The organism is Pseudomonas sp. 1176_21 (genome assembly GCF_052850635.1).
On the sequence record NZ_VXCV01000010.1, the window covers coordinates 1 to 19,537 of the forward strand.

Sequence of the window (19,537 nt, forward strand, 5' to 3'; positions counted from 1 at the left end):
CGCGCGTCAAGGGTTAATTGGCGATATTCGATGAACAAAGAAAGTTGCGCACTATATTGCTCATCTTCGCCTCCTTGCGCATCATAGACGCCAGGCCACACGCCTCTCTCTATATAAGGAAGCAACTCCAACAATGAACACCCACCCCCGCAGCCTGGCCTCCAGCCTCTTCCCCATTGGTCTGCTGCTAATTGCAATGGCATCCATCCAGTCCGGCGCCTCGCTGGCAAAAAGCATGTTCCCGCTGGTAGGTGCGCAAGGCACCACAACGCTGCGCCTGATTTTCGCCAGCCTCATCATGCTGGTGCTGCTGCGCCCCTGGCGCGCGCGCTTCACCTCCAGCACCCTCAAGTCGGTCATCATCTATGGCCTGGCATTGGGCGGCATGAACTTTCTCTTTTATATGTCCTTGCGCAGTGTCCCGCTGGGTATCGCCGTTGCCCTGGAGTTCACCGGCCCGCTGGCCGTGGCATTGTACGCATCGCGCAGGGCCATGGATTTCGTATGGATCGGGCTGGCAGTGATCGGCCTGTTGCTGCTGATACCCATCGGGCAGACCGGGGCGGCCATCGACCTGGTAGGCGCCGGCTACGCACTGGGCGCCGGCGTGTGCTGGGCGCTCTACATTCTATATGGGCAGAAAGCCGGGGCCGAGCACGGCATTCAGACCGCCGCACTTGGCGTCATGGTTGCCGCACTGTTCGTTGCGCCGATCGGCATCGTTCATGCCGGCAGCGCCCTGCTCAACCCTGCCCTGCTACCCGTGGCGATTGGCGTGGCCATTCTGTCGACAGCATTGCCGTACAGCCTGGAAATGGTGGCCCTGACACGCCTGCCCGCCCGAACCTTCGGCACACTGATGAGCATCGAACCGGCATTCGGCGCATTGTCCGGACTACTGTTTCTCAACGAAGTGTTGAGCATGGCGCAATGGCTGGCCATCGCCGCGATCATTACTGCCTCGGTGGGAGCCACGCTGTCCATGCGCAGGGAAAGCCCGCCACTGGTCCCAGCCGACTGATTTGAGAAATATTTCCATTTGAACCTGTTTTTGTCATTGTGTCGCCATGGCACCCTGTTTAAGCTGTAATTCAATGCACTGCTTGAAGTGTTAACTTAAGACAAGGACGCGAGAGGCAACAGGAAGAGGCGCAGGCAACCGTTTCGGGCTTGCAGACCCGACACTCTTTGTAAGGACAGGAATGAAACGAATTTTGCTCATCCTAGCCATTCTGGCCATTGCTGGCTGTGCGGCGAACGCCAAAACTGAGGTCAAACACGGCAAGAAGGGCATGCACATCAACTGCTCGGGCCTGTCGTCTTCATGGAACAAGTGCTACGCCAAGGCCGCCAGTTCCTGCGGCACCAAGGGCTACAAAGTCGTCGCCAAATCTGGCGATGGCGAAGACGAGCCAGGGGACTACCCCTTCGGTCTCAACCCCGCCGGCTACACCAGCCGAAGCATGATCGTCATCTGCAAGTAACGAAAAAGGGCAACCCGCAGGTTGCCCTTTTTCATGTGCCCGATCAGACAGCTTCGGTTCTTTGTTCCAGCCAGTGCAGAGCAGCACCTGCCAGCAGTGGCGAAAGCCGTTCACGCACCGTACGGTGGTAATCATTGAGCCATTCGCGTTCTTCGCTGCCCAGTTGCTCAGGCAACAGGCATCGTGTGTCGATAGGGCACAAGGTCAGCGTTTCGAATTCAAGAAAGTCACCAAACCCACTCTTGCCCGAATCCCGGGTGAACACCAGGTTCTCGATGCGCACGCCCCACTGCCCAGGCCGATAGGTGCCCGGCTCGATGGAAGTGATCATGCCGGCCTGCATGGCTGTGTGCGGTGCAGGCGAGGCCTGATAGGCAATCACCTGGGGCCCTTCGTGCACGTTCATGAAGTAGCCGACGCCGTGGCCGGTGCCATGCCCGTAATCCACATGCTCGGCCCATAACGGTGCTCGGGCAATCGCATCGAGCAAAGGCGAGGCAATGCCCCGCGGAAAACGCGCCCTGGATAGTGCAATCATGCCCTTGAGCACCCGCGTGCAATCCAGCTTCTGTTCCAGGCTTGGCGTGCCGATGGGCACCATACGGGTAATGTCGGTGGTCCCTCCCAGGTACTGCCCACCTGAATCGATCAACAACAGCCCATCACCTTCGATGAGCGCATGCGAGGCGTCGGTGGCGCGGTAATGCGGCATGGCCCCATTGCTGTTGAAGGCGGCAATGGTGGCAAAGCTTGGGGACACATGACCGGGACGTCGAGCCCGGGCTGCGCCGAGCAAGGTGTCAACACTGACCTCGGTAAGGGTCGAATGCCCCAGTGCGGCTTCGAAGTCCGCGAAGAACTCGCACAACGCCGCACCATCCTGTTCCATCACCTGCCTGATATGAACGAGGTCCGCCTCGCTCTTTCTCGACTTGGACAGAACGCTTGGATTGATGCCTTCGAGCAGTTGCACCTGGGCACCGAGGTTGGCCAGCAACCCGCTGGTCACCCGTGCCGGATCTACCAGCAGGACACTGCCCGCCTCGATGCCTGCCAGCGCGCTGCCCACTGCTTCATACTCGCGCAGTTGCACCCCGTCAGACTCAAGTGCCTCGCGCACAGCGCTGTCGACCTTGCTCGATGCCACGAACAGAATGGCCTGATGCTGACCGATCAATGCGAAGGAAACGAACACCGGGTTGTATGAAACGTCGCTGCCACGCAGGTTGAACAGCCAAGCGATGTCATCCAGCGTCGCAATGAAATGCCAATCTGCGCCGCGCTCCTTGAGCGTTGTGCGCAGTTGCGCCAGCTTGTCGGCACGGCTGACGCTCGCGTGCGGCGGCAGGTGCTGGTAAACCGGGCTGCCTGGCAACGCAGGCCGCTCCAGCCACACCTGTGCCAGCAGGTCCCTGTCACTGAGCAGGCGCACATTGCGCACCCTGAGGCGATCCTGCAGCTGCCGCGCCGACGCCAGTTGCATCACCGCACCGTCTACTGCCACCGTGCCGCCTGCGGGCGCCTGCTCTGCCAGCCAGTCAAGGGCCCCCGGCTGACCCGGCATCAGCTTCATCAACGCGATGCCGCTACCCGCCAGCTCCTTTTCGGCCTGCTCCCAGTAACGACTGTCGGCCCACAGCCCGGCAAAATCGGCCGTCAGCACCAGCGTACCCACCGAGCCATGAAACCCGGACAGCCATTGGCGCCCCTGCCAGTAGCCTGGAAGGTATTCGGACAGGTGCGGGTCTGCCGAGGGCACCAGCAGTGCATCGACCCCTTCGCGGTTCATCACTGCACGCATGCGCGCCAGGCGCGCGGTTACTGCTTCCTGCATTCCAGGCTGACTGTTCATTATGTTGTGCCACCACCGCGACCAATGTTCTGGTGGACGATAATGAAGCAGCACTCAACCGTGGGCAACCGCCCAGAAAGGCACATTGTGTAACGCTGCGTGGATGGCACCGGCAGCGGCGTCGATATCCTCTTCGCGGGTATAGCGCCCCAGGCTCAGACGCAACGTCTGCCGTGCCGCACGCTCGTCATGCCCAAGCGCCAGCAGCACATGCGAAGGCGCACTGCTGGCCGAATTGCAGGCCGACGTCGAGGAAAACGCCAGCGTACGGGCCAGCGCCTGCAGATCGATACCGTCACCGCCAAAGGTCAGGCTCAACGTATGAGGGATGCGCTGGACAGGGCTGCCGTTGAGCCCCAGGCCGGGAATATCGGCCAGCTGCTCCAGCAGCCGCTCACGCAACCGGTGCATACGTGCAACTTCCTGCTGCTGCACCTGCCCGGCCAGTGCGAAGGCAGCGCCCATGGCGGCAATCTGGTGAGTGGCCAGGGTGCCCGAGCGCAATCCGTTCTCGTGCCCGCCACCGTGAATCTGTGCCTGCAGCAGCGGCGCAGCGCGCTTGCCGACGTAGAGCGCACCGATCCCTTTGGGCCCATACACCTTGTGCGCCGAAAACGACATCAGGTCCACCGGCCAGCGTGACAGGTCGATAGGCACCTTGCCTGCCCCCTGGGCGGCATCCACATGCAGCAATGCGCCGTGGCGGCGCACCCGCTCGCCGATGGCCTGCACATCGTTCAGGGTGCCCAGTTCATTGTTGACCAGCATCAGCGATACCAGAAAGGTGTCGTCACGTAGCGCCGCCGATACCGCCTGTTCAGTGATCAACCCCTGGGCATCGGGGCTCAGCCACGTCACCTCGATGCCTGCCAGCTCGAGCTGTCGGGCAGTATCGAGCACGGCCTTGTGCTCGATGCGGCTGGTGATGACATGCCCACCTGTGCGGCCCTGAGCCAGCCCTTTGAGGGCCAGGTTGTTGGATTCGGTGGCACCCGACGTCCAGATGATCTCGTCGGCCCGCGCCCCTACCAGACCGGCGACCTGGGCCCGTGCCTGCTCGACCGCCAGGCGTGCCTGCTGACCATACCGATGGGAGCTGGAAGCCGGATTGCCAAAATGCCCGGATACCCCCAGACACTCCACCATTACCTGAATGACTCGCTCGTCGACGGGTGTCGTGGCGGCGTAGTCGAAATACAGCGGGAGTGTGGTCATGGCCAGGCGCTTCCTGAATGCGTGGAGTAGTCGTGCATCTATAGTGCACGAACACGCATAGAACCATTAATTATCAATTTTCATATTTATATAACAAAAATATCATTACGGTGATGACTCAGGCTCCCGCGTCAGACGAGCAGCCAATCCCTTGGCCTGCAACGCCACGTCGGTGACGGCAGTACTTTCCCACCACAGGCCACGCAGCGGCGGGCCCATCGCAAACAGGCGCGTACTGACCGCGCCATCGGCATCGATCACTGCGCCCTGCGGGTCGGCATCGATTCCAAGGGCCAGCGGCCCTGGCCGGATCAGCCTGCGCTGCAACAACGCTTGCGGTAGCGGGCGTGCCACGCGCCGCCAGTCATATTCGATACCGGTGGAGTTGACCAGTGCGGCACCCTCAACCCGCGTCGCCCGGGCCTCGCCGCGAAACCGCAGACGCACCCCCACCCCGGCTCCGGTAGCCGGTTCGACCCTCTGCAGGGAGGCCGCATGAATATGCAGGCGCCCCTCCTGGCGCAACCGCTCCAGCAGCGCTGCACCCTGGGGCGGCGAACGGTGATGATGGCTTTCCCACCAGGGCCGCACATGGCGCACGAACTGGCGGCGTTCGCGGTCACTGGCCTGGCTCCACAGCCTGGGGATATGCACCCGCACAGTGTCCAGCGGGGCCTGCCAGTCGATGCCCTGGGCCAACGCCAGCCTGCATTGCCGGCGCAGCGCACGCAGCAACTGGCGCGGGCTGCGCAGCGAAGGGTCCGCCTCGAGAAAATCCTCCCAGGGCGGTGGCTGACGGCGCTCGTGGGGCCACAACCCGTGGCGCGAGAATACCTCGACAGGCCCACGATGCCCGGCCAGTTGCAACGACACCAGGGTGTCGACCATGGTCAGCCCGGAACCGATGATCAACACTGTGCCTTGCGGGTCGATCGTGCGCATGGCGGCCACGTCCCAGGGGTCGATGGCTGCGGCGTTGAGGCTGTTCTCACCCACCTGCGCCGTGCGCGCCGCGGCAAACATGCCGGTAGCCAGCACCGCCTGGCGCGCCTGCACCCGGCGCCCATCCTGCAATTGCGCCTGAACCCTGTCATCGTGCACCTGCAGGTCAACCACCTCGGTACACACATGCTCCAGCGTGGAGCCGGCCTTGGCGCCGACACCCTCGGCCTCTGCCAGACGCTGGCGGGCATAGCGACCGAACAGACCTCGCGGCGGGAACAATTCGGCCACCGGCACGCCCTGCTCGGCGGATTCGGGCCACTGCCCGGCATCGATCTGCTGTTGCAGCCAGTGGGTCAGGTCATCGGGATTGTCCGGATCGACGCTCATGCGCGCCGCATTGCCATTGAGGGTATGACCGTTTTCGGTAGCGCTGTAGGCTTCGCCACGCCCCAGCTCCCCACGCGGCTCGACCACCAGCAGGCGCCGGCGTCCGGGGCGACGCAGCAATTGCGCCGCCAACAAGGCGCCGCTCAGGCCACCCCCGATGATCAGTACATCCACCATGTCGTCGCAGGCAGGTGCCGGTTGTTGTTCGTGCATCGGTATCTCCTTTCCCGGGAGACCGGATAATAAGCAGCAATCCACCGCAAGGGCAGCGGTGCGGTACCAAAGGAGGATCAGCCCGCAGGCCCGACCACGTGCTTGCGGTACTCGCCTGGCGCAAGCCCTGTGACCTTGTGGAAGACCTTGCGAAACGCACCAGGGTCCTGGTAGCCAACACCCCAGGCGATCTGGTCGATGCTGCGGTTGGTGAACTCGAGCATCCGGCAAGCGCGCCCTACCCTCACCTGCTGACAGTACTCGGTGGGTTTGAGGCCGGTGGCGCTGCGAAAACGCCGCAGGAAGGTGCGCTGCTCGAGCCCTGCGCAGTCGGCCATCAAGGCCAGGTTGACCTCCCGCGCCCCCGTGCTCTGCAGCCAGTGCTGCACCTTGAGCACCGCTTCGTCGCCATGGTCCAGGCGCGGGCTGAACACGCTGCCCGGCCCAGGCATGGCATGCACTGGCGCCACCGCGAGAAATCGCGCCGTCTCAGCCGCCAGGGTCTGCCCCTGGAAGCGCTCGACCAGCTTGAGCCCCAACTCGGTCCAGGCCATCAATCCGGCCGAGGTAATGATGTCGCCATCTTCCAGCAACGGCAGGTTGGCCTCGACCTTGACCAGGGGAAAGCGCTCGGCCAGCGATTGGGCAAAATTCCAGTGAGTAGTGGCGGAGCGACCGTCGAGCAGGCCGCTGGCGGCAATGAAGAACACCCCGACACACACCGACACCAGCAGCGCGCCTTCGCGGTGCCACTGACGCAGGTCGTTGCAGAAACGTTCGATCAGTTCGGGGCCCGGCTCCTCGGTCAGGCTGGGCGGGATGATCATCACTCGTGGGCGGTGATGCGCCTGCGGGTGACTGTCGAAGCTCACCGCCAGCGGCTGTCCCGGCACCTCGGCCCAGTGGCACACCCGCAGCAGCGGGCTGCGTCGCGCCCCGAGGTCGGCGGCCATGCGGTTGGCTACCGCGAACAGGTCGGTCAGGCCGTGCACTGCCGCCATCTGGGCACCTGGGTAAACCAGAATACCGATCTCGACCTGATCGCCGATTGCATCCATTGTCAGTTTTTCCCGCCAATTTGTCGGTCGCGCCAATGCGCAAGCCTGTCGCACAAGCCTATAACTATCAGCACGTCACAACCATTCTCCTGAAGGACTGCACCATGAGCAAACAGGCACTGATCATCGTCGACATCCAGAACGACTACTTCCCCGGCGGCAAATGGACGCTGCACGGCGCCGATGCGGCCGCCGACAACGCCGCACGGATCATCCAGGCCGCCCGCGAAAACGGCGACCTGGTGGTCCATGTACGTCATGAGTTCGAGTCCGCCGATGCACCTTTCTTCACTCCGGGCTCCGAAGGCGCGCAGATTCATCCGAAAGCAGCCGCTCGCGAGGGCGAGCCGGTGGTGCTCAAGCACAACGTCAACAGCTTTCTGGGCACCGACCTCAAGGCCCTGCTCGACCAGCACAAGATTACCGGCCTGACCCTGGTCGGCAGCATGAGCCACATGTGCATCGATGCCGCCGCCCGGGCCGCCTCGGACATGGGCTATGGCACCACGGTGGTGCACGATGCCTGCGCCACCCGCGACCTGGAATTCAACGGCGTGGTCGTACCGGCGGCCCAGGCCCACGCGGCGTACATGGCGTCGCTGGCCTTCGCCTACGCGCAGGTGGTCTCCACCCAGGAGTGGCTTGACGCCAATCGGCGCTGACAGGCCTTCAGATCACCACGTTGCGCACGAAGCGCGTCGCCACGTCGCCATCGTTGCGGTAGGCATGCATGCGGTTGCTGGCGAAGCTGTAGAAATCGCCAGCCGCCAGCACATATTCCTGCGTTTCTATCACCAGGGTAAGGCGCCCCTCGAACACGTAGATCTGTTCGCTCCAGCCGTCGAAATCGGCCTCGGCCGGGTACACCTCGCCCGGTTCCAGGCGCCACTCCCACAACTCCACCTCGCGGCTGGCCCTGGAACTTGCCAGCAACACGGCCTTGCTGCCGGGGTGCACACCGGCCCAGGCCAGTTCGTTGATGCGATCAGGGTCACGGCTGTCAGGTGCCTGGATCAGGTCGCTGAACGCCACCGACAAGGCCTCGGCGATCAGGTCGAGGGTGGTCAGGCTGACATTCTTTTCACCCGCTTCTATTGCCACCAGCATGCGTCGGCTGACACCGGATTTTTCTGCAAGGGCGCTCTGGCTCAGCTCTGCCGCATGGCGCAGGCGCCGGATATTCTGGCTCACGTGCTGAAGCACGGAGGCCCGCTGACTGGAATCTTTGTGCACTATATTGCTCACTCACATGGCTTGCGCAGTATACTGCCCACCTTCCGACGCATTGTGCGTCGCTCGCCCCACGTGTGCAAGCCCATGACCTCGCCGACCACTGCCCGATCCCTCTTCCTTTCATTGCGCCTGAGCAAGGCCGAACTGGTGCTGGTGTTCATCACCATGCTCTGGGGCGCCACTTTTCTGCTGGTGCATAACGTGATGACCGTCAGCGGCCCGATGTTCTTCGTCGGCCTGCGCTTTGCAGCGGCGGCGCTGTTTGTCGGAGCGTTCAGTGCGCGTGCGCTGTCCGGCCTGACCTGGTTCGAAGTCAAGGCCGGCGTGCTGATCGGCGCCTCGATCATGCTGGGCTACGGCCTGCAGACCGTGGGCCTGCAAACCATCACCAGCAGCCAGTCGGCATTCATCACCGCCTTGTACGTACCTTTTGTACCGCTGCTGCAGTGGCTGGTGCTGGGCCGGCGCCCGGGGCTGATGCCGAGCCTGGGCATTGGCCTGGCGTTCGCCGGACTGATGCTGGTGGCCGGCCCCAGTGGCAGCTCGCTGCAGTTCAGCCCCGGCGAAGTCGCCACGCTGATCGGCGCCGTGGCGATCGCAGCCGAGATCATTCTGATCAGCAACTATGCCGGCAAGGTCGACGTGCGCCGCGTGACCGTGGTGCAACTGGCTACCGCGTCGGCGCTGTCGTTCATGATGGTGGTGCCCACCCGGGAAGCCCTGCCGGACTTTTCCTGGCTGCTGCTGGGCAGTGCCGTCGGCCTGGGCGCCATGAGTGCGGTGATCCAGGTGGCAATGAACTGGGCCCAGCAATCGGTCTCGCCCACCCGGGCTACGCTGATCTACGCTGCAGAGCCGGTATGGGCCGGTATCGTCGGCCGCCTGGCGGGCGAGCGCCTGCCGGGCATCGCACTGCTCGGCGGGCTACTGATCGTGATCGCGGTGGTGGTCAGCGAACTGAAGATCAAACGTCGTGGCGAGCCCCTCGGCGCCAGTGATGACGATCAACAGGTGCAACAAACGGACCGGTAATCTGCAATAGCGGCACAATTCTTGTAAAAAACTGTTATAAAAAAACGCGTTGATGAGGCGCAAAAGTAGGATTCTGCGACAGCTTGCGTGTTGGTGATCGACGGGGCGCCACGTATGATCCCTTACAAACCTCTGCAGATTAGAAATCTATGTCCTTGATAGTTCTACTGCTTCTGCCGTTTGTTGGCAGCTGTCTGGCGGCTGTACTGCCGCACAACGCGCGTAACAGCGAATCACTTCTGGCCGGCCTTGTCGCGCTGGTCGGTACCGTGCAGGTCGCACTCCTGTACCCGCAAATTGCCGATGGCGGCGTCATCCGTGAAGAATTTCTGTGGCTGCCGAGCCTGGGCTTCAATCTCGTGCTGCGCATGGACGGGTTCGCCTGGCTGTTCTCGCTGCTGGTGCTGGGCATCGGCACCCTGGTGTCGCTGTATGCGCGCTACTACATGTCACCCCAGGACCCGGTTCCGCGTTTCTTCGCGTTTTTCCTGGCGTTCATGGGTGCCATGCTGGGCCTGGTGATCTCTGGCAACCTGATCCAGATGGTGTTCTTCTGGGAACTGACCAGCCTGTTCTCGTTCCTGCTGATCGGTTACTGGCACCACCGTGCCGATGCACGGCGCGGCGCCTATATGGCGCTGATGGTCACCGGGGCCGGTGGCTTGTGCCTGCTGGCGGGGGTACTGCTGCTCGGCCATGTGGTGGGCAGCTATGACCTGGACAAGGTCCTGGCCGCCGGTGACCTGATTCGCAGTCATGCCCTCTACCCCATTCTGCTTCCCCTTATACTGCTCGGCGCCCTGACCAAGAGCGCTCAATTCCCCTTCCACTTCTGGCTTCCCCACGCCATGGCCGCGCCCACGCCGGTCTCGGCCTATCTGCACTCGGCCACCATGGTCAAGGCCGGGGTGTTCCTGCTGGCCCGGCTATGGCCGTCGCTGGCCGGCAGCGAAGAATGGTTCTGGATCGTCAGCGGCGCAGGGGCCTGCACCCTGCTGCTGGGCGCCTATGCGGCCATGTTCCAGAACGACCTCAAGGGCCTGCTGGCCTACTCGACCATCAGCCACCTGGGCCTGATCACCCTGCTGCTGGGCCTGAACAGCCCGCTGGCAGCGGTAGCGGCGGTGTTCCACATTCTCAACCATGCCACCTTCAAGGCCTCGCTGTTCATGGCCGCCGGCATCATCGACCATGAAAGCGGCACCCGTGATATCCGCAAGCTCAGCGGGCTGTTCCGGCTGATCCCGTTCACCGCCACCCTGGCCATGGTCGCCAGTGCCTCGATGGCCGGCGTACCCTTGATGAACGGCTTTCTGTCCAAGGAAATGTTCTTCGCCGAAACCGTGTTCATCAGTTCCACAGCCTGGGTCGAAACCACCTTGCCGATCATCGCGACCCTGGCGGGCACCTTCAGCGTCGCCTATGCGCTGCGCTTCACCGTCGACGTGTTTTTCGGCCCGCCGGCCACCGACCTGCCCCATACCCCCCACGAGCCGCCCCGCTGGATGCGCGCGCCGGTCGAGTTGCTGGTGCTGACCTGCCTGGTGGTGGGTATCTTCCCTGCGCAGTCGGTGGGCCCGCTGCTGGCCGCTGCCGCACTGCCGGTGGTGGGTGGCACGCTGCCCGAGTACAGCCTGGCCATCTGGCACGGCTGGAATGCACCACTGATCATGAGCCTAATCGCCATGTGCGGCGGCGTGGTGCTCTACCTGGTGCTGCGCAATCAGCTCAAGCGCGGGCGCTTCCTCTACCCGCCGCTGATCGAGCTGTTCAATGGCAAGCGCCTCTTCGAACACGGCCAGGTGCTGCTGATGCGTGTGGCGCGCCGCTTCGAGCGCCTGTTCACCACCCGCCGCCTGCAGAAGCAGCTGTTCATGCTGGTGCTCATCGCCCTGCTCGCCGGCGTGCTGCCCATGCTGCAAACCGGGTTGAGCTGGGGCGACCGGCCCAAGATCCCGGGCTCAGGTGTATTCGTGATGCTCTGGCTGATCGCGATCATCTGCGCCATCGGCGCTGCGTGGCAGGCCAAGTACCACCGGCTGGCGGCCCTGACCATGGTCAGCGTCTGCGGCCTGATGACCTGCATCACCTTTGTCTGGTTCTCGGCGCCGGACCTGGCGCTCACCCAACTGGTGGTAGAAGTGGTCACCACGGTGCTGATCCTGCTGGGCCTGCGCTGGCTGCCACGGCGTATCGAAGACATCTCGCCCCTGCCCGGCAGCAAGGAGCGCGCTGTGGCACGCCGCCTGCGCGACCTGCTGCTGGCGGTGCTGGTCGGCGGTGGCATGGCCTTGCTGTCGTACGCAATGCTGACCCGCCCGACACCCAACGTGATTTCTTCCTTCTACCTGAGCCGGGCGCTGCCCGAGGGTGGCGGCACCAACGTGGTCAACGTGATGCTGGTTGACTTCCGCGGCTTCGATACCCTGGGTGAAATCACCGTACTGGTGGCTGTGGCACTGAGCGTGTTTGCCCTGCTGCGCCGCTTCCGCCCGCCCAAGGAGAGCATCCAGCTGCCTGCCCAGCAGCGCCTGCTGGCGCCGGACGTGGTCACCGACCTGGTCAACCCGCGTCAGGCCGCCGATACCGCGCTGGGCTTCATGATGGTGCCCGCCGCCCTGGTGCGATTGCTGCTGCCGATCGCGCTGGTGATCTCGATGTACCTGTTCATGCGCGGCCACAACCAGCCCGGTGGCGGCTTCGTCGCCGGCCTGGTGATGTCGGTGGCTTTCATCCTGCAGTACATGGTGGCCGGCACCCAGTGGGTGGAAGCCCAGATGAGCCTGCGTCCGCTGCGCTGGATGGGCACCGGCCTGCTGCTGGCAACCCTCACCGGGGCCGGGGCGATGCTGCTCGGCTACCCGTTCCTGACCACGCATACCGCGCACCTTGACCTGCCGATACTGGGCGACATCCATGTCGCCAGCGCCCTGTTCTTCGACACGGGCATCTTTACCGTGGTGGTCGGGTCCACGCTGCTGATCCTCACCGCACTGGCCCACCAGTCGGTGCGCAGCCACCGGCCGAGCAGCCAGCCCAAACCCACCGTCAACCCGGGAGCCGCCTGATGGAAGAAGTGATTGCAATTGCCATCGGTGTGCTCGCCGCGTCAGGCGTGTGGCTGATCCTGCGCCCACGGACCTTCCAGGTGGTGATGGGCCTGTGTCTGCTGTCGTACGGCGTCAACCTGTTCATCTTCAGCATGGGCAGCCTGTTCATCGGCAAGGAGCCGATCATCAAGGACGGCGTACCCCAGGACCTGCTCCATTACACCGACCCGTTGCCCCAGGCACTGGTACTGACGGCCATCGTCATCAGCTTCGCCATGACCGCCTTGTTCCTGGTGGTGCTGCTGGCTTCGCGCGGGCTGACCGGCACCGACCACGTGGATGGCCGGGAGCCTAAAGAATGAGTGTGATGAACCAACTGATCGTCGCGCCCATTCTGCTGCCGCTGCTGACCGCCGCACTGATGCTGCTGCTGGGCGAAAAGCGCCGGCCGCTCAAGGCCCGCATCAACCTGATCTCCAGCCTGGCCGGGCTGGGTATTTCGATCTGCCTGCTGCTGTGGGTGCAGGAGCAGGGCCAGGCCAGCTCGATCGGCGTGTACCTGCCGGGCAACTGGCAGGCCCCCTTCGGCATCGTGCTGGTACTCGACCGCCTTTCGGCACTGATGCTGGTACTCACCGGCATCGTCGGGGTCAGCGCGCTGGTGTTCGCCACCGCGCGCTGGGACCGCGCAGGCGCCAGCTTCCACGCCCTGTTCCAGATCCAGCTGATGGGCCTGTACGGCGCCTTCCTGACGGCCGACCTGTTCAACCTGTTCGTGTTCTTCGAAGTGCTGCTGGCCGCCTCCTACGGCCTGATCCTGCATGGCTCGGGTCGTGCGCGGGTCAAGGCCGGCCTGCACTACATTGCCATCAACCTGCTCGCTTCCTCGCTGTTCCTGGTGGGGGCGGCGATGCTCTATGGGGTCACCGGTACCCTGAACATGGCTGACCTGGCCCTGAAGATTCCGCTGGTGCCCGAGGCCGACCGCGGCCTGCTGCATGCCGGCGCGGCGATTCTGGCCACGGCCTTTCTGGCCAAGGCGGGTATCTGGCCGCTCAACTTCTGGCTGGTCCCGGCCTACTCGTCGGCCAGTGCCCCGGTTGCCGCACTGTTCGCGATCATGACCAAGGTGGGCACCTATACCGTGCTGCGCCTGTGGACCTTGCTGTTCTCCGGTCAGGCCGGCGCTTCGGCGTTCTTCGGCGGCGAGTGGCTGGTCATCGGTGGCCTGGCCACCCTGGGCTGCGCGGCGCTGTCGATCCTGGCGGCGCAACGCCTGGAGCGCATGGCCAGCCTGAGCATCCTGGTCTCGGCCGGCACCTTGCTGGCCGCCATCGGCTTCGGCCAGGCGGCGCTGACCGCCGCCGCCCTGTTCTACCTGGTGAGCTCCACCCTGGCCTTGTGCGCGCTGTTCCTGCTGGCCGAGCTGATCGAGCGCTCGCGCTCGGCCAACGAGATCCCGCTGGAAGACGACACCGATGCGCTGCCCTCGCCCCTGGAATCGCTGCAGCCGCCCAAAGGCATCAACCTGGACGATGAACAGAAGGCGGTGATCGGCCAGGTGATTCCCTGGACCATGGCATTCCTGGGCCTGAGCTTCATCGCCTGCGCGCTGCTGATCATCGGCATGCCGCCGCTGTCCGGCTTCATCGGCAAGCTGAGCCTGATCAGCGCCCTGTTCAACCCCAACGGCCTGGGCGTGCCGGTCGACCAGCCGCTGTCCGCAGCCGGCTGGGGCCTGGTGGCCTTGCTGGTGCTCTCGGGCCTGGCATCGCTGATCGCCTTGACCCGTGTCGGCATCCAGCGCTTCTGGACCCCGCAGGAGCGCCCCTCGCCGTTGCTACGGCGCAATGAGTGCATTCCCATCGTGCTGCTGCTGGGGCTGTGCGTGCTGCTGAGCGTGCGCGCCGAACCACTGCTGCGCTACACCCAGGACACGGCGGCCGGGCTCAAGGACCCTGCCAGCTACGTCAATGCGGTACTCGGCACGCGACCGGTGCCCGGCCCCACCAGCGAGGCGATTGCCGGGCAGGTGCAGCCATGAAGCGCCTGTTTCCCGCGCCACTGCTGTCGCTTTCGCTCTGGGGGTTGTGGTTGCTGCTCAACCTCTCGCTGAGTGCCGGCAACCTGCTGCTTGGCGCACTGCTGGCAATCCTGGCACCCATCCTGATGGCGCCGCTGCGTCCGCTACCGGTGCGCATACGCAAGCCGGGCACCATCGTGCGGCTGATTCTGCGAGTGGGGGGCGATGTGGTGATGTCCAACCTGCAGGTTGCCCGTAGCGTATGGCAGGCCGGTGGCCGGCCGCCACGCTCGCGCTTCATCCGTATTCCGCTGGACCTGCGCGATGCCCATGGCCTGGCGGCGCTGTCGATGATCACCACGGTCATTCCCGGCACCATCTGGTCGGAGCTGGCGCTGGACCGCAGCATCCTGCTGCTGCATGTCTTCGATCTGGACGATGAAACGCAGTTCATCGACCACTTCAAGCACACCTACGAACGTCCGCTGATGGAGATTTTCGAATGACTGGCCTGCTCGCCAACGCCATTCTCGCCAGCCTGTTCATCTTTGCCCTGGCCATGGCCCTGACCCTGGTGCGCCTGTTCAAGGGCCCTTCGGCGCAGGACCGGGTACTGGCGCTGGACTACCTGTACATTCTGGCCATGCTGATGATGCTGGTGCTGGGTATCCGCTACGCCAGCGACACCTACTTCGAAGGTGCGCTGCTGATAGCCCTGTTCGGCTTTGTCGGCTCGTTTGCCCTGGCCAAATTCCTGCTGCGTGGCGAGGTGATCGAATGAACTCGACCGTCGAATTGCCGTTCTGGCTTGAAGTGGTCACGGCTGTGCTGCTGGTCGTCAGCAGCCTGTTCGCCCTGAGCGGCGCGGTAGGCCTGCTGCGCCTGAAGACCTTCTTCCAGCGCATGCACCCGCCCGCCCTGGCGTCGACCTTCGGCACCTGGTGCGTGGCCATGGCTTCGATCCTGTACTTTTCGGGCCTCAAGCACTCGCCCGTACTGCACGCCTGGCTGATCCCGATCCTGCTGTCGATCACCGTGCCGGTGACCACCCTGCTGCTGGCGCGGGCCGGGTTGTTTCGCAAGCGCATGGCCGGGGATGACGTACCCGAAGAGGTCAGCAGTGGCCGCGGGCGCGATACCGGGCACTGACACCTGGCCCTATCGAGCTGCCAACACCTGCAGCTCGCGGCGCACCATCGCCGCATATTCCGGCGGGCTCAGCTGATACAGCTGCCCTGCCACCCAGTTCAACCAGGCGCCCTGCAGCACCGCGCGCTGTGCCAGCCACTCCAGGGCCTGGGCCTGGGCGCGGGCCTGATGCTCGGCGTGGAAGCGCGCACGCCCCGACGCCGCAGCGGTACTGCTCACTCGCTGGCCTTGAAGGTCAGTTCGCCCTTGCGCCATTTGGCGGCCTTGGCCGTGGCAGCCTTCAGGGTCTTGGTCAGGCCTTCCTTGATCTGCTCGTGGGCAGCAAACACCATCACCACGGTCTGCCCTTCGCGGAACACGATGCCATGCCCTTCGGGCACGGTCACGAACGCATAATCGCCCAGTTCGTAGACGGTCAGCTTGATATCGCGAAAGCGGATCTCCAACTTGCCACCTTCGCGGCTGGGCAATACCGCCGCCCGAAAGTGATCGCCCACTTTCAGTTCAAGCCGCTGTTTGTCATCGACCACCAGGGCCTCTTCGGTATCGATCTCGGCAAGGTAGATACCTTCGGCACTTTGTTCGGTCACGTAGACGAAGCGCGATTGAAACTGTTTGACCAACTTGGCCCGCAGGTCGCCCAACACGAAGAGGGCGTGCATATCCAGATTACTGACTGCCAATGATTAATTCCTCAAAACCAGCATCACCCCGCCACCTCGCAGGCGGCACTGCGCCGCGAAGGTCCCGGTTTTCAATTTGAAGTCTGAAAGACTAGTGGATCAGTGCCAGGGTTGTTCGTACGCACAGACACCAGGCTGCGAAGGAAAACACGTCGTGCCCTGCCAGTTGATAACCGGCGGCTACAAACAGCCATTTCCCAAAGTGCAACCGATTTCTCTGACAGCGTGCTCGCTGAAAAAATGCGATAGCTGAAAGAAAGATCCCAGAACGAAGGACCTCTGGACGAACATGTTCACTGCACAGGGAAGCGAATATGCACGAAAACACCGAAACACGTCGAGTGGGCAATACACTAGAAGTATCAAAAAATATCGGGAGCGCATCCGGCAAAACCCGGCCGCGCTACATTGTAGTGCCGGCTGGCGTCGGTTTTTTCCATATCACGGAGTCTGCCACGGGCCGGGTGAAAGGCTTTCGCCGACATCACGGGGAGGCCTGCGACCTGGCAAGGACCCTCGAGGCCAGGCCCCGCGCCTACCCGGCCTGACAGGCGTCCAGCCCCTGCCCATCGAACTGTGCCAGCCAGGCGGCGCGACAGGCGTGTGCCTCGTCACGGCTGGCGAACGCAGTGCCTCTGCGCTCACCGTTGACCAGCACCACCCAGCACACGCGCATGCCCACCGAACGCAGCGAAATGGGAACGCCACTGCCGATCATCACCGCCACATCGACCTTGCACTGCATGATTCCCTCCGGAATTTAATTAGCAGCCTAACGATGAGGCGATGATAAACCCCTGCCCCTTGCGGGAAAAAGCTATCCCCGGCATAGCTGTTTTGCATCAAGTGCAACAAATCCGGCTCAGGAAATCACGCTGTGCTGGGGTCGATAGCCCAGGCGCAAGCCACCCCAGTGGCGCCCCTGTACCTGGATCGGCACCGACAGGTCATGCATCAGCTCGCCCGTGTCACGGGTATAGGTCTGCAGCAGCACCGGTTGCTGATGGCTGCCGCAGCGGATACCGGTGCGGTCGTCGAACTTGCGCTTGCTGCGGTTGTGCGCGGTATCGGTCGCCTCGTCACCGGTCAGTGGCTGGCTGAAGGCGTTGTTGTGGGTCGGCACATAGCCCTGCTGGGTACAGGCAATGGCGAACACCAGGCCTTCATGCTGGGCCAGCAGCGGCTCCTGGATCGCGGGCAGTACCTGGTCGGTGTAGTCGTCGAAACGCGTGCGGTAACGGGCCGGGCGGGTACCGGGCAGCAGCTGATACTGGCGATCGAACAGAGCATCGACGCTGATGCGCCCCTGGGCAATGTCGGCCTCGAAGCGTTCGGCGATTTTCTGGGCCCCCTGGCGGGCAAGGTCGTATACGCGCTGGTGGTAGTCATCCAGCCCCACCTCGGCCAGACGCTCGCTGATACGCTCGGCCTGACCTTCCATCTGCACGGCTGCCTGGGCCAGGCGCTGGGTCTGCTGGTCGCTCACCACCAGGTCGCTGCGCATCTGCGCCACGGCCTGGAACAGGCTGTCGAGCTGAGTACGGTTGGTCTCGGTACCGGCAGCGATCGCATCGATCTGCTGCTCGACGCCAGCGGCGAGCCCGGCGATGGCGTCCAGTTGCTCGCCGGTGTGCTCGACCTGGTCCACCCCCTGGTGCAGGTCATCGGACAACTCACGGATCTGCTCCACCACCTGGGCGGTACGCTGCTGGATATCGGCCACCATCAGGCCGACCTCCTCGGTGGCACTGGCGGTACGTCCGGCCAGGCCACGCACCTCATCGGCCACCACGGCAAAGCCACGACCATGTTCGCCGGCGCGCGCGGCCTCGATGGCCGCGTTCAATGCAAGCAGGTTGGTCTGGCTGGCGATGGTCTGGATCACCAGGGTAACCCGGGCAATGTCTTCGCTGCGCTGGTGCAGCGCCTCGATCAGTTCGCGGCTGTCGTTGGCACGGGCGCTGAGCTGGTGCATGCGCTGGATCGACTCGGCCAGCACCGTTCTGCCAGCAGCACTGCTGTGGTGGGCCTCGCGGGCCGCGCCCAGGGCCTGCTGGCTGAGCTGCGAAGTGGCTTTCTCGGTACCGATCATGACTTCGGCGCTGCTGACGATCTGCGCCGCCGAGACCAGTTGCGATTGCAGCTTGTCGGCCAGTTGCTGCACCGCATGGGCAACGCCAGCGGCAGAAAGCGCGTTGTGGCTGGTGGCCTGGGCCAGGTCACGGGTCAGGTCGCCCAGCGGGTCCTGCTCGCTCACCACCTCGGCCGGCCGCTTGCGCATCAACGGCAGCCACAGGGCCAGCAAGGCCAGTGGCAGACACAGGTAGAAGGACACATCGGCAAACGCCATGGCACTGAGCAACACCACCAGCACCAGGCTTTGCAGCGCCGTGCCCGACCAGCGCCGGGCGCCAGTGGACGTACCTTGCAGCGGCACCAGCGTGCCAGGCAGAGATCCTTCTCGCATCATAACAATGGTTCCCGCAGTGTCGTTATTGTGCCCCCATTAAACGCCACTACAAGGCCATTATCCATGCTTCGTTGGATGTAAGACCCTCCTGCTTGATGCAAGGCAAAGAAACGCAAAAGCCCCGGGCTGTGAACCCGGGGCTTGCTGGTACGACAGCGCGCGTCAGGCCTGACGCTGGTGCTTGTCGAGCTGCTCGTGGCGCTCTTGCGCCTCGATGCAGTACTTGGTGGTGGGGCTGATCAGCAGGCGCTTGAGGCCGATCGGCTCGCCGCTGTCTTCACACCAGCCGAAGCTGTCGTCCTTGATGCGGCCCAGGGCAATTTCCAGCTGGGGCAGCAGACGCTGGTCGCGGTCGATGGTGTTGACCAGCCAGTGACGCTCTTCTTCGACCGAGGCGGCGTCGGCAGGATCAGCAGGGGTGTCCAGGCTTTCGATGGCTACACGACTTTTCTCGATGCGCTCATGGATCTCCACTTTCATCGACTGCAACAGCTCGGTGAAAAAGGCATGCTGCTCAGCGTTCATGTAGTCATCGGCCGGCATGGCCAGCAACTTTTCCTTTGTCATTGATTTCTCTATAAAAAATACGTGCATTTAGGCGATCGGGTGCTACCGGCGAACAGCTCGCCGGCGGCGCAATTCTTCAAGCACCATCCGGCACTCAATTTACAGGGGGCGGCAGTCTAAGGCCGAGTTTCGCAAGGGGCAATACAAATGAAGGTGGTTTTGTCCGAAATGCCCCT

General features: G+C 63.5%; 20 protein-coding genes. 10 read left to right on the forward strand and 10 right to left on the reverse strand.

All coding sequences use genetic code 11. The annotated features are described in order from the left end of the window. Positions 1-133 precede the first annotated feature (133 nt). Both rhtA and FW760_RS20520 read left to right on the forward strand, forming a co-directional pair. Positions 134-1,021, forward strand: a complete 888-nt coding sequence (gene rhtA, locus FW760_RS20515; RefSeq protein ID WP_043859839.1) for a threonine/homoserine exporter RhtA — start codon at positions 134-136, stop codon at positions 1,019-1,021. Positions 1,022-1,202: 181 nt separating this feature from the next. Beyond that, the gene (locus FW760_RS20520) at positions 1,203-1,484 is read left to right on the forward strand and encodes a hypothetical protein (RefSeq protein WP_043859840.1); all 282 of its coding nucleotides are present in this window, start codon (positions 1,203-1,205) and stop codon (positions 1,482-1,484) included. 43 nt (positions 1,485-1,527) lie between these two features. Here the strand turns inward: FW760_RS20520 and FW760_RS20525 are convergent, their stop codons facing one another. The 4 genes from FW760_RS20525 to FW760_RS20540 all read right to left on the reverse strand — a co-directional run bounded on the left by FW760_RS20525 (position 1,528) and on the right by FW760_RS20540 (position 7,154). Then, positions 1,528-3,336: an aminopeptidase P family protein gene (locus FW760_RS20525; protein ID WP_054915732.1), complete on the reverse strand. Its 1,809-nt coding sequence runs from the start codon at positions 3,334-3,336 to the stop codon at positions 1,528-1,530. Between the two features lie 54 nt (positions 3,337-3,390). After that, positions 3,391-4,551 (reverse strand): cysteine desulfurase family protein, encoded by a 1,161-nt coding sequence (locus FW760_RS20530; protein WP_116053445.1) that lies wholly within the window; start codon positions 4,549-4,551, stop codon positions 3,391-3,393. Positions 4,552-4,656: 105 nt separating this feature from the next. After that, entirely contained in the window at positions 4,657-6,096 is a 1,440-nt protein-coding gene (locus tag FW760_RS20535; protein WP_278930110.1) for an FAD/NAD(P)-binding protein, read from the reverse strand. A 77-nt stretch (positions 6,097-6,173) separates the two neighbouring features. Further along, a complete protein-coding gene (locus FW760_RS20540; RefSeq protein ID WP_058540605.1) occupies positions 6,174-7,154 on the reverse strand; it encodes a GlxA family transcriptional regulator in 981 nt (326 codons plus the stop codon). Between the two features lie 104 nt (positions 7,155-7,258). Between FW760_RS20540 and FW760_RS20545 the strand changes: the two genes are divergently transcribed. Beyond that, complete coding sequence (locus tag FW760_RS20545) at positions 7,259-7,816, forward strand: cysteine hydrolase family protein (RefSeq protein WP_054915728.1); 558 nt, start codon at positions 7,259-7,261, stop codon at positions 7,814-7,816. A gap of 7 nt (positions 7,817-7,823) precedes the next feature. On the opposite strand, the gene FW760_RS20550 is transcribed toward FW760_RS20545, so the two are convergent. Continuing rightward, positions 7,824-8,387, reverse strand: coding sequence for a helix-turn-helix domain-containing protein (locus FW760_RS20550; RefSeq protein ID WP_058540604.1), 564 nt, complete (start codon positions 8,385-8,387; stop codon positions 7,824-7,826). An 84-nt stretch (positions 8,388-8,471) separates the two neighbouring features. Between FW760_RS20550 and FW760_RS20555 the strand changes: the two genes are divergently transcribed. The 7 genes from FW760_RS20555 (at position 8,472) to FW760_RS20585 (ending at position 15,641) form a co-directional block, all read left to right on the forward strand. After that, positions 8,472-9,419 carry a DMT family transporter gene (locus FW760_RS20555; RefSeq protein ID WP_116053442.1) on the forward strand — a complete coding sequence of 316 codons (948 nt, stop codon included), beginning with the start codon at positions 8,472-8,474 and terminating at the stop codon, positions 9,417-9,419. Positions 9,420-9,568: 149 nt separating this feature from the next. Beyond that, positions 9,569-12,487 (forward strand): monovalent cation/H+ antiporter subunit A, encoded by a 2,919-nt coding sequence (locus FW760_RS20560; RefSeq protein WP_054915726.1) that lies wholly within the window; start codon positions 9,569-9,571, stop codon positions 12,485-12,487. After that, positions 12,487-12,831, forward strand: coding sequence for a Na+/H+ antiporter subunit C (locus FW760_RS20565; RefSeq protein ID WP_007986256.1), 345 nt, complete (start codon positions 12,487-12,489; stop codon positions 12,829-12,831). The genes FW760_RS20560 and FW760_RS20565 overlap by 1 nt, the downstream gene beginning before the upstream one ends. After that, the gene (locus tag FW760_RS20570) at positions 12,828-14,513 is read left to right on the forward strand and encodes a monovalent cation/H+ antiporter subunit D (RefSeq protein ID WP_043860101.1); all 1,686 of its coding nucleotides are present in this window, start codon (positions 12,828-12,830) and stop codon (positions 14,511-14,513) included. The genes FW760_RS20565 and FW760_RS20570 overlap by 4 nt, the downstream gene beginning before the upstream one ends. Then, a complete protein-coding gene (locus FW760_RS20575) occupies positions 14,510-14,998 on the forward strand; it encodes a Na+/H+ antiporter subunit E (protein ID WP_043860102.1) in 489 nt (162 codons plus the stop codon). Before FW760_RS20570 ends, FW760_RS20575 begins: the two co-directional genes overlap by 4 nt. Beyond that, the gene (locus FW760_RS20580) at positions 14,995-15,273 is read left to right on the forward strand and encodes a K+/H+ antiporter subunit F (RefSeq protein WP_043860103.1); all 279 of its coding nucleotides are present in this window, start codon (positions 14,995-14,997) and stop codon (positions 15,271-15,273) included. The genes FW760_RS20575 and FW760_RS20580 overlap by 4 nt, the downstream gene beginning before the upstream one ends. Then, positions 15,270-15,641 (forward strand): Na+/H+ antiporter subunit G, encoded by a 372-nt coding sequence (locus tag FW760_RS20585; protein ID WP_043860104.1) that lies wholly within the window; start codon positions 15,270-15,272, stop codon positions 15,639-15,641. The genes FW760_RS20580 and FW760_RS20585 overlap by 4 nt, the downstream gene beginning before the upstream one ends. 9 nt (positions 15,642-15,650) lie before the next feature. Here FW760_RS20585 and FW760_RS20590 read toward each other — a convergent pair whose 3' ends face one another. The 5 genes from FW760_RS20590 to FW760_RS20610 form a co-directional block, all read right to left on the reverse strand. Next, the gene (locus FW760_RS20590; protein ID WP_235384112.1) at positions 15,651-15,860 is read right to left on the reverse strand and encodes a hypothetical protein; all 210 of its coding nucleotides are present in this window, start codon (positions 15,858-15,860) and stop codon (positions 15,651-15,653) included. Continuing rightward, positions 15,857-16,324 carry a hypothetical protein gene (locus FW760_RS20595; RefSeq protein WP_043860106.1) on the reverse strand — a complete coding sequence of 156 codons (468 nt, stop codon included), beginning with the start codon at positions 16,322-16,324 and terminating at the stop codon, positions 15,857-15,859. The genes FW760_RS20590 and FW760_RS20595 overlap by 4 nt, the downstream gene beginning before the upstream one ends. 535 nt (positions 16,325-16,859) lie before the next feature. After that, a complete protein-coding gene (locus FW760_RS20600; RefSeq protein ID WP_054915725.1) occupies positions 16,860-17,069 on the reverse strand; it encodes a hypothetical protein in 210 nt (69 codons plus the stop codon). Between the two features lie 117 nt (positions 17,070-17,186). After that, a complete protein-coding gene (locus tag FW760_RS20605) occupies positions 17,187-18,794 on the reverse strand; it encodes a methyl-accepting chemotaxis protein (RefSeq protein ID WP_043860108.1) in 1,608 nt (535 codons plus the stop codon). A gap of 162 nt (positions 18,795-18,956) precedes the next feature. Further along, positions 18,957-19,361: a TraR/DksA family transcriptional regulator gene (locus FW760_RS20610; protein ID WP_043860109.1), complete on the reverse strand. Its 405-nt coding sequence runs from the start codon at positions 19,359-19,361 to the stop codon at positions 18,957-18,959. Positions 19,362-19,537 lie beyond the last annotated feature (176 nt).

What these genes read in the sequence shown, in the direction of transcription:
- FW760_RS20565 (WP_007986256.1), top strand. Translation starts at nt 12,487, where the DNA reads ATGGAAGAAGTGATTGCAATTGCCATCGGTGTGCTCGCCGCGTCAGGC.
- FW760_RS20575 (WP_043860102.1), top strand. Translation starts at nt 14,510, where the DNA reads ATGAAGCGCCTGTTTCCCGCGCCACTGCTGTCGCTTTCGCTCTGGGGG.
- FW760_RS20530 (WP_116053445.1), bottom strand. Translation starts at nt 4,551, where the DNA reads ATGACCACACTCCCGCTGTATTTCGACTACGCCGCCACGACACCCGTC.
- FW760_RS20610 (WP_043860109.1), bottom strand. Translation starts at nt 19,361, where the DNA reads ATGACAAAGGAAAAGTTGCTGGCCATGCCGGCCGATGACTACATGAAC.
- rhtA (WP_043859839.1), top strand. Translation starts at nt 134, where the DNA reads ATGAACACCCACCCCCGCAGCCTGGCCTCCAGCCTCTTCCCCATTGGT.
- FW760_RS20600 (WP_054915725.1), bottom strand. Translation starts at nt 17,069, where the DNA reads ATGCAGTGCAAGGTCGATGTGGCGGTGATGATCGGCAGTGGCGTTCCC.
- FW760_RS20520 (WP_043859840.1), top strand. Translation starts at nt 1,203, where the DNA reads ATGAAACGAATTTTGCTCATCCTAGCCATTCTGGCCATTGCTGGCTGT.
- FW760_RS20525 (WP_054915732.1), bottom strand. Translation starts at nt 3,336, where the DNA reads ATGAACAGTCAGCCTGGAATGCAGGAAGCAGTAACCGCGCGCCTGGCG.
- FW760_RS20535 (WP_278930110.1), bottom strand. Translation starts at nt 6,096, where the DNA reads ATGCACGAACAACAACCGGCACCTGCCTGCGACGACATGGTGGATGTA.
- FW760_RS20540 (WP_058540605.1), bottom strand. Translation starts at nt 7,154, where the DNA reads ATGGATGCAATCGGCGATCAGGTCGAGATCGGTATTCTGGTTTACCCA.
- FW760_RS20545 (WP_054915728.1), top strand. Translation starts at nt 7,259, where the DNA reads ATGAGCAAACAGGCACTGATCATCGTCGACATCCAGAACGACTACTTC.
- FW760_RS20555 (WP_116053442.1), top strand. Translation starts at nt 8,472, where the DNA reads ATGACCTCGCCGACCACTGCCCGATCCCTCTTCCTTTCATTGCGCCTG.
- FW760_RS20560 (WP_054915726.1), top strand. Translation starts at nt 9,569, where the DNA reads ATGTCCTTGATAGTTCTACTGCTTCTGCCGTTTGTTGGCAGCTGTCTG.
- FW760_RS20605 (WP_043860108.1), bottom strand. Translation starts at nt 18,794, where the DNA reads ATGATGCGAGAAGGATCTCTGCCTGGCACGCTGGTGCCGCTGCAAGGT.
- FW760_RS20570 (WP_043860101.1), top strand. Translation starts at nt 12,828, where the DNA reads ATGAGTGTGATGAACCAACTGATCGTCGCGCCCATTCTGCTGCCGCTG.
- FW760_RS20580 (WP_043860103.1), top strand. Translation starts at nt 14,995, where the DNA reads ATGACTGGCCTGCTCGCCAACGCCATTCTCGCCAGCCTGTTCATCTTT.
- FW760_RS20585 (WP_043860104.1), top strand. Translation starts at nt 15,270, where the DNA reads ATGAACTCGACCGTCGAATTGCCGTTCTGGCTTGAAGTGGTCACGGCT.